The sequence below is a fragment of the Geodermatophilus sp. SYSU D00525 genome (assembly GCF_054050475.1).
In genome coordinates this window covers 184,733-191,463 of record NZ_JBJGZK010000007.1, presented here as the reverse complement: position 1 = coordinate 191,463, position 6,731 = coordinate 184,733, and the positions used below count along the sequence as shown (strand labels likewise).

Sequence of the window (6,731 nt, the reverse complement as noted above, 5' to 3'; positions counted from 1 at the left end):
CGCGGCGGGCCCGGCCGCCCCGCCCGGCCGGCCCCCGCGGGGGGCGCCCCCCCCCCGCGGGCGGGCGCGCCCCCGCGCCCCCCCCCCCCCCCGCCGGGACCGGCCGGTCCGCCGCGGCGAGCAGCGGCTGGACCGGGAGGGGCTGCGTGGGGCGTGGGTCGGTCAGGGACTCGGCGGCCGGCCGCGGCAGGGGCCGCACCGGGTCGGCCCCGGTGAGCGGGCCGTCGAGTTCCAGGACACCGGCGAGGCCGGCCTCGGCCACCTGGCGGCGGGTGGCCGCGGGGGCCCCGACCACCCGGCACCGCCGGCCGGCGGCGGTGAGGGTGTCGCTGAAGCCGGCGAGGGTCCGCAGCGCGGCGCGGTCCAGGAAGCGGGCGCCGGCCACGTCGACGACGACGCTGGGGGTGCCGTGCTCCGCGGCGCGGGTCAGGCCCGCGGCCAGCCGGGGGAGGGTCGGGCGGCAGGCGTCGCCGGTCAGCCGGACGACGACCTGGTCCGGTGCGGGCACGACGGCGACGGAGAGGTGCACGGGGGCTCCCGGGGGGAGGACGCGGCGCCGCTGGTTCGGGTGCCGTCGGTGACGCTAGTGCGGCTGACCGTCACCGGCAACGGGGAGTGTCCGTCCCACGACTTTCCGTCCACAGTCGTCCGTAACACCCGCGCGGCTGTGTTGCGCCCCCGGCTCGTCGGGAGGCCGCCCGGGACGGCACCATGGGGGCGTGGACGCCGAGGACTTCACGCAGATCCGGGACGCGGTGCGCCAGCTGGTGCGGGAGGTGGTCGTCCCGCGCGAGGAGGAGATCGACCTCGACGACCGCATCCCCGAGGAGCTGCGCGCTGCAGCGGCGGAGATGGGCCTGTTCGGCTACGCGCTGCCCGAGGAGTACGGCGGCCTGGGCGTCTCCATGAGCGAGGACGTCGAGCTCGCCTTCGAGTTCGGCTACACGACGCCGGCCTTCCGGTCCCTGTTCGGCACGAACAACGGCATCGCCGGGCAGGTGATCGCGAAGTTCGGCAGCGACGAGCAGAAGAAGGCGTACCTGCCGCGGCTGGCCGCCGGTGAGCTGATCGGCTCCTTCGCGCTCACCGAGGCCGAGGCCGGCTCGGACCCGGCGGGCCTGCGCACCAGCGCCCGCCGCGACGGCGACGGCTGGGTGCTCAACGGCGCCAAGCGGTACATCACCAACGCGCCGCTGGCCGACCTGTTCGTCGTCTTCGCCCGGACCGACCCGGAGGAGAAGGGCGGCCGGGGGATCTCCAGCTTCGTCGTCGACGCCGAGGCGCCCGGCGTCACGCTCGGCCCCAGGGACAAGAAGATGGGCCAGTCGGGGGCGTGGACCTCGGAGGTCTTCCTCGACGACGTCCACGTGCCGGCCGACGCGCTGATCGGCGAGGAGGGGCGCGGCTACTCCAAGGCGCTCACCGTGCTGTCCCGCGGCCGGCTGCACATCGCGGCGCTGTGCGTCGGCATGGCGCAGCGGGTGCTCGACGAGTCGGTCGCCTACGCCGCCACCGCCAAGCAGGGCGGCGCGCCGATCGGGCGGTTCCAGCTGGTGCAGGCGCTGATCGCCGACGTGCACGCCGAGACCCTGGCCGGGCGGGCGATGGTCCGCGAGGTCGCCGCCCGCTACGACTCCGGCGAGGACACCTCGATCGGCCCGTCGTCGGCGAAGCTGTGGTGCAGCGAGATGGTCGGCCGGGCGACCGACCGCGCCGTCCAGGTGCACGGCGGCATGGGCTACCTGCGGACCACCCCGGTCGAGCGCTTCTACCGCGACGCCCGCCTCTACCGGCTGTACGAGGGCACCAGCGAGGTGCAGCGGGTCATCGTCGGCGGCGGGCTGCTGCGCGCGGCCGGCATGCCCCGTGGCTGAACCCCCACCGGAGGAGCGGGCGGCCCGGCGGGTCGCCGTCGGCGAACTGGGCGACGCGCTGCGCGAGCTGGTCGACGCCGCCGTTCGCACGGAGGTGCCGGAGGCCGAGCTGGAGGCGGTGGCCGCCGTCGCGCGGGAGCTGGCGGCCCGGCTGCGGGTGACCGGCCGCGGCCTGCACGAGATCGCCCGCGTCGACGACCCGGAGACCGGCGAGCGCTGGTACAGCCCGGTGTACGGGCCGGGCAGCCCGGTGGCGCCGCCGCTGGTGGCCACCGACACCCCCGACGGGACGGCGACCGGCCGGGTCACCGTGGGCAAGGCGCACGAGGGACCGCCCGGGCTCGTGCACGGCGGCGTGGTGGCCACGCTGCTCGACCACGTCCTGGCCCGCGCGCTGCGCGCCGCCGGCCGCGGCGGGCTGACCGCGATCCTGACCGTCAAGTACCGGCGCCCGGTGCACCTCGGGGTGCCGCTGCTGCTGACCGCCGAGATGGGGGAGACCGTCGGCCGGCGCACCACCGCGCACGCCCGGCTGGTGGCCGAGGACAGCCCCGAGGTGGTGCTCGCCGAGGCGGAGGGCCTGTTCGTGGCGCTGCGGGCGGAGCAGGCGGCCGACGTCTTCGCGGCCACCGGCCGCTCGGTCGGCGCCTGGACGTCCCGGAGCTGACCAGGAGCCTGCCTCCGGATCACACGCGCCGTCGCTGCTGCCCGCACCACGACGGCACACGAGCGGAGCGTGGTGGTGGGTCAAGCCGGGGCGTCGGCCTCCTGCACCGAGGGCGCGACCGCCTCGGGGCCCTGCTCGGCCGCCGCCGGGTCCATCCACATGACCTGCCACCCGTGGCCGTCCGGGTCGGAGAAGCTGCGGGAGTACACGAAGCCGAGGTCCTCGGCGCCATCCGCCTCGGAGCCGCCCGCCGCGAGCGCGGCCGCGCTGAACGCGTCGACCTCCTCGCGGGAGGACACGCTGAAGCAGTACAGGGCCAGCGCGTGGGTCCGGGGATCGGCGATCGGCAGCTCGGAGAACTCCGCGAACTCCTCCCGGCTGAGCAGCATGACGAAGGCCTGCTCGCCGACGAGCATGCAGGCGGCGGTCTCGTCGGTGGAGCTCGGGTCGAAGGTGCACCCGAGCTCCGCGAAGAAGGCCTTGCTGCGCTCGAGGTCCGCGACGGGCACGTTCACGAACAGCATCCGGCCGGGGTGTGCGGGACTGGTGATGCGGGGTCTCCACTCGGTGGCTCGACGGCGTACGTCCTGGGAGACCTCCCCGGCCGACGGAACTGACCGGTCGATCCCGGCTCGGAGCTCCGCACTCCGACCCGGTCAGGACACCGTCGTGGTGCCTTTGGCGTTACGGGGTCGCCAGGGCTCGTGCTCGTGCGCGAGCCAGACCAGCTCGGGGTCGAGAGCACGCACCAGCAGCTGGCCCTCGGTGTGCGGCTCGTCGAGCTCGCCGGACCAGACCGCCATGTCGCCGCCGATGACGACCGGGCGCCCGCCGGTCTCGACGACGACCACCTGCGTGCCGGGCGTGTGGCCCGGTGCGGGGACGAGTCGGAGCCCGGGAAGCAGCTCGAGCTCGCCGTCGACCGGCACGTACCGCACGCCGGGCGCGTCGACCCACTCGCGGATGGTGTAGCCGTCCTCGCTGCGCGCGTCGTCGAGCTCCCGCCGCTGGACGTGGATCGGCTTGCCGGCGAAGAGGTGGTTGCCGCCGCAGTGGTCGGCGTGCAGGTGCGTGTTGACGACGACGTCGATGCCGGCCAGGTCGAAGTCCTGCTCGCTCAGTGGCCAGAGGCGGAGGTCGAGGTCGGCTCCCGCCGGGTGCAGCTCCGTCATGCCGGTGTCGACGAGCACGCGCGCATCGGGATGGTCGATCACGTGCACGTAGACCGGCATCCGCTCGCCCTCGACGAGCATGTCGGCGACGAGGACCGGCGTGACGGTGGTGGACGCGGGGGCGTCCACCCTGTTCCGACCGCCGAGGTGGTGGTCGGGGATCTGGGTCATCGACGAGCTCCTCCACCGTCTACACGGCTGCCGGGTGAGGTGGCGCTGATGCGTGGACGGTTCGAGTTGCCGTGACTCATCGGTGCGATCAGCGACTCGGAGGCGGACGACGACCACTGCCGACGACACGACTGGGCGATCGACGACGCTGCTACCTGCACTCGCTGAACAGCCAGTGCCCTTCACGCCGCCCTCCGTCCCGAAGCAGCTGACCAGGAGGCGCGGGTGGGTGTCCACCCATGCGCTGCGGTGCCGCGAGCAGCACTCGGTCACCATGCGCGCATGGCCACTGCGCAGGACCAGTACGAGCGGATGCTCCGCCAGGAGATCGCTCCCGCACTCCGCGAGCTGGGCATGCAGGGCTCCGCTCGCGACTTCGTCCTGCCCGACCCCGACCAGTACCTCCTCGTGGGACTCCAGGGTTCGCAGTCCAACACCGCAGAGGCCGTTCGCTTCACCGTGAATCTGGCTGTGATCAGCAAGTCGGCGTGGAAGCGGGGCCGGCGGGCGTGGTGGGGCAAGCCCTCGGCCACCGTGCAGGGCCCCGTGGGCACCTACCTGCGACTGGGCGAACTGATGCCCCCGCACGACGACGTGTGGTGGGAGCTGACACCAGCCACCGACACGGCGACGTTGGCGGCGGAGGTCGTGCGGGCCGTACAGCAGTTCGGCCTCCCCCGCCTGCTGCACGCTCGAAGCGGCGACTGAGGGGCAGGGACTCTCGGGCGACCTCGGGGGTCGAACCGTGTCGCCCAGGCCGCCTGCATCTCGAAGCGGCCCACGGTGGGACGGCCCGTCAGTCCTCCGCGTCGTCTTCCGCAGGCCGGCGATGCCATACACCGTGCTCTTCGCACCATCCGGCGACCCACCCGAGCGGTAGATCGGCCATGTCTGCCAGCTGTGGGCGGTCGTTGATGACGTGCGCGAGGTGGACGATCCGACCATCGGCAGGGTCGCTGGTCGTTCCGCAGAGGAACTGCCAGCCGCCGTCGTCCTCGTCGTGGGACACCAGCCGTACGGGAGCGCCGTCCAGGACCTGTCGCGTCGTGATCACCCCGAGGTCAGGCGGCTCGGCGAATGACCAGTCGTCCACGACCTGCACGCTCTCACATGCTCGCCGGCCGGCGGACCCGGACGCGGCGATGGCCCCGCCTGTCGCGGCCCTGTGCCTCGCGGTCGCCAGACGCTGTGCCTCGCGGTCGCCAGACCCCGAGGAAGTCCCACAGGCCGCCTCCAGAGACACGGGTGGCCGCGCAGGTGATCCTCGTAGGACGGGCCCTCGGCCGGTTGCCCGGTCCTGATCGCGGCCGGGCTCGGTACGGCGGGGGCGCGGTCGCGGCGGTCGGGCCGGACGGAGTCGTGACGAGGAGCGTCGCGTCCGGGGTGAGCCGGTACGTCCAGCCGGGGGCCTGGTGCTTGCCGCGGTGGTCGGCCGACATCGCGCCCGGCGAGCCCTGCGGGCGGTCGGCCGACGCCGGCCGGGTGGCGGCCAAGGCGGCGATCGCCCGGTACCGGCGCGCGGTGTGCCGGGCGATCGCCCGGTCGGCGGCCTGCACCTCGCCCAGCGGACCGGTCGCCCAGCCCACCGGAGGGGCGGACACGGCAGGAGCGTCGAGCACCCGTCCAGCCGACCCCGTCACGGGCTCGATCACACGTTCGGCGACGGTGAGCGGGCAACCTCTGCGGGGAGGGAAAGTGCCGCTCAGAGGCGGGAATGGGCCTCAGCCCGGGCGGTGGTCCGGCACGTTGGCCGGGTCGCCGCCCGGGTCGTGCTCCTTGCCGCCGGTCGCCGACAGCAGCGGGCCGGGCCCGCCGTCCCCGCGGCCGAGGGCGGCCACGAACTGGCGCAGGACGTCGTCGCCGCGATAGGCCGGCTGCCAGTCCAGCTGGGTGCGGGCGCGGGCGGTCTCCAGCACCGGGGACTTCAGCCCGAGGTCCAGCCAGCCCGGCTCGGTGGGCACCAGGCGGGCGTGGAAGGCCGCGCTCAGCCCGGCGCGCAGCACCGCCGCCGGCACCGGCACCCGCGTGGTGCCGAGCGCCCGGGCGATCCCGTCGGCGTCGAGCGCCGGGTCGGCGGAGAGGTTGAACGGGCCGGGCGCGCGCCGGTCGAGCATGCGGGTGATGGCGTCGGCGACGTCATCGGCGTGGATGAACCCGACCCGCAGCGACGGCAGGGGGAGCGGCAGCAGCGAGGCCACCTGCCCGGGCACCAGCCGGGCGGCGCCGAGCAGCACCGGCCCGAGGAAGTAGCGGCCGATCTCGCTGGCCGCCTCCGGCTGCAGGACCAGGGTCGGGCGGACGACGGTCAGCGTGACGTCCCGCTTCCGCCCGACCACCTCGCGCACCACCCGCTCGGCCTCGGACTTCTGCCGGCTGTACTGCGAGCTCGGGATGCCGGTGACCGGCCAGTCCTCGGTCACCGGCCGGTCCCCGCCCCCGGCGGAGTAGGCGCCGAGCGAGGACATGTGCACCACGTGCCGCACCCCCGCGGCCACCGCGGCGCGCACCACCCGGCGGGTGCCGTTGACGTTCGCCTCGTGCAGCTCGTCGGGCCTGCGGCCCGGCTGGAGCACCCACGCCAGGTGGACGACGGCGTCGACGTCCTCGAGCAGGTTGGTCAGCGCCTGCTCGCTGGAGGTCTCGCCGAGGTCGGCGGTGTACCAGGTGACGGAGTCGTAGGGGGCGGTGTCCGGCGGCTGCCGGCGGGCCAGCCCGCGGACCTCGGCCACCCCGCTGCCCGGGGCGGTCAGCCGCCGCAGCAGGGCCGTCCCGACGTTGCCGCTCGCGCCGGTGACGGCGACCCGGAGGCCCTTCAGGTGGTCGCGGGGGAGATCAGCCATGCCCCGC

General features: G+C 75.0%; 8 protein-coding genes. 3 read left to right on the top strand and 5 right to left on the bottom strand.

Annotation, left to right across the window (positions count from 1 at the left end):
* Positions 1-529 (bottom strand): STAS domain-containing protein (locus tag ACI796_RS08865; RefSeq protein WP_456940859.1); only part of this gene is annotated, 529 nt, incomplete at its 3' end.
* A 190-nt stretch (positions 530-719) separates the two neighbouring features.
* Here ACI796_RS08865 and ACI796_RS08860 point away from each other — a divergent pair.
* Together ACI796_RS08860 and ACI796_RS08855 are read left to right on the top strand one after the other, a co-directional pair.
* Positions 720-1,874 carry an acyl-CoA dehydrogenase family protein gene (locus ACI796_RS08860; RefSeq protein WP_456940858.1) on the top strand — a complete coding sequence of 385 codons (1,155 nt, stop codon included), beginning with the start codon at positions 720-722 and terminating at the stop codon, positions 1,872-1,874.
* Positions 1,867-2,541, top strand: a complete 675-nt coding sequence (locus tag ACI796_RS08855; protein WP_456940857.1) for a PaaI family thioesterase — start codon at positions 1,867-1,869, stop codon at positions 2,539-2,541. The genes ACI796_RS08860 and ACI796_RS08855 overlap by 8 nt, the downstream gene beginning before the upstream one ends.
* Before the next feature lie 80 nt (positions 2,542-2,621).
* Here the strand turns inward: ACI796_RS08855 and ACI796_RS08850 are convergent, their stop codons facing one another.
* On the bottom strand, positions 2,622-3,065 hold the full coding sequence (locus ACI796_RS08850) for a VOC family protein (protein ID WP_456940856.1): 444 nt from the start codon (positions 3,063-3,065) through the stop codon (positions 2,622-2,624).
* Positions 3,066-3,197: 132 nt separating this feature from the next.
* Positions 3,198-3,884 (bottom strand): MBL fold metallo-hydrolase, encoded by a 687-nt coding sequence (locus ACI796_RS08845; protein WP_456940855.1) that lies wholly within the window; start codon positions 3,882-3,884, stop codon positions 3,198-3,200.
* Positions 3,885-4,166: 282 nt separating this feature from the next.
* Between ACI796_RS08845 and ACI796_RS08840 the strand changes: the two genes are divergently transcribed.
* On the top strand, positions 4,167-4,592 hold the full coding sequence (locus ACI796_RS08840; protein WP_456940854.1) for a DUF4304 domain-containing protein: 426 nt from the start codon (positions 4,167-4,169) through the stop codon (positions 4,590-4,592).
* Between the two features lie 88 nt (positions 4,593-4,680).
* Here ACI796_RS08840 and ACI796_RS08835 read toward each other — a convergent pair whose 3' ends face one another.
* Entirely contained in the window at positions 4,681-4,986 is a 306-nt protein-coding gene (locus tag ACI796_RS08835) for a hypothetical protein (RefSeq protein WP_456940853.1), read from the bottom strand.
* Between the two features lie 619 nt (positions 4,987-5,605).
* The gene (locus tag ACI796_RS08830; protein ID WP_456940852.1) at positions 5,606-6,724 is read right to left on the bottom strand and encodes an NAD-dependent epimerase/dehydratase family protein; all 1,119 of its coding nucleotides are present in this window, start codon (positions 6,722-6,724) and stop codon (positions 5,606-5,608) included.
* Positions 6,725-6,731: the final 7 nt, after the last annotated feature.

Bases quoted from the DNA above. Each gene is read 5' to 3' on its own strand.
- ACI796_RS08830 (WP_456940852.1), bottom strand. From the start codon at position 6,724: ATGGCTGATCTCCCCCGCGACCACCTGAAGGGCCTCCGGGTCGCCGTC.
- ACI796_RS08845 (WP_456940855.1), bottom strand. From the start codon at position 3,884: ATGACCCAGATCCCCGACCACCACCTCGGCGGTCGGAACAGGGTGGAC.
- ACI796_RS08840 (WP_456940854.1), top strand. From the start codon at position 4,167: ATGGCCACTGCGCAGGACCAGTACGAGCGGATGCTCCGCCAGGAGATC.
- ACI796_RS08850 (WP_456940856.1), bottom strand. From the start codon at position 3,065: ATGCTGTTCGTGAACGTGCCCGTCGCGGACCTCGAGCGCAGCAAGGCC.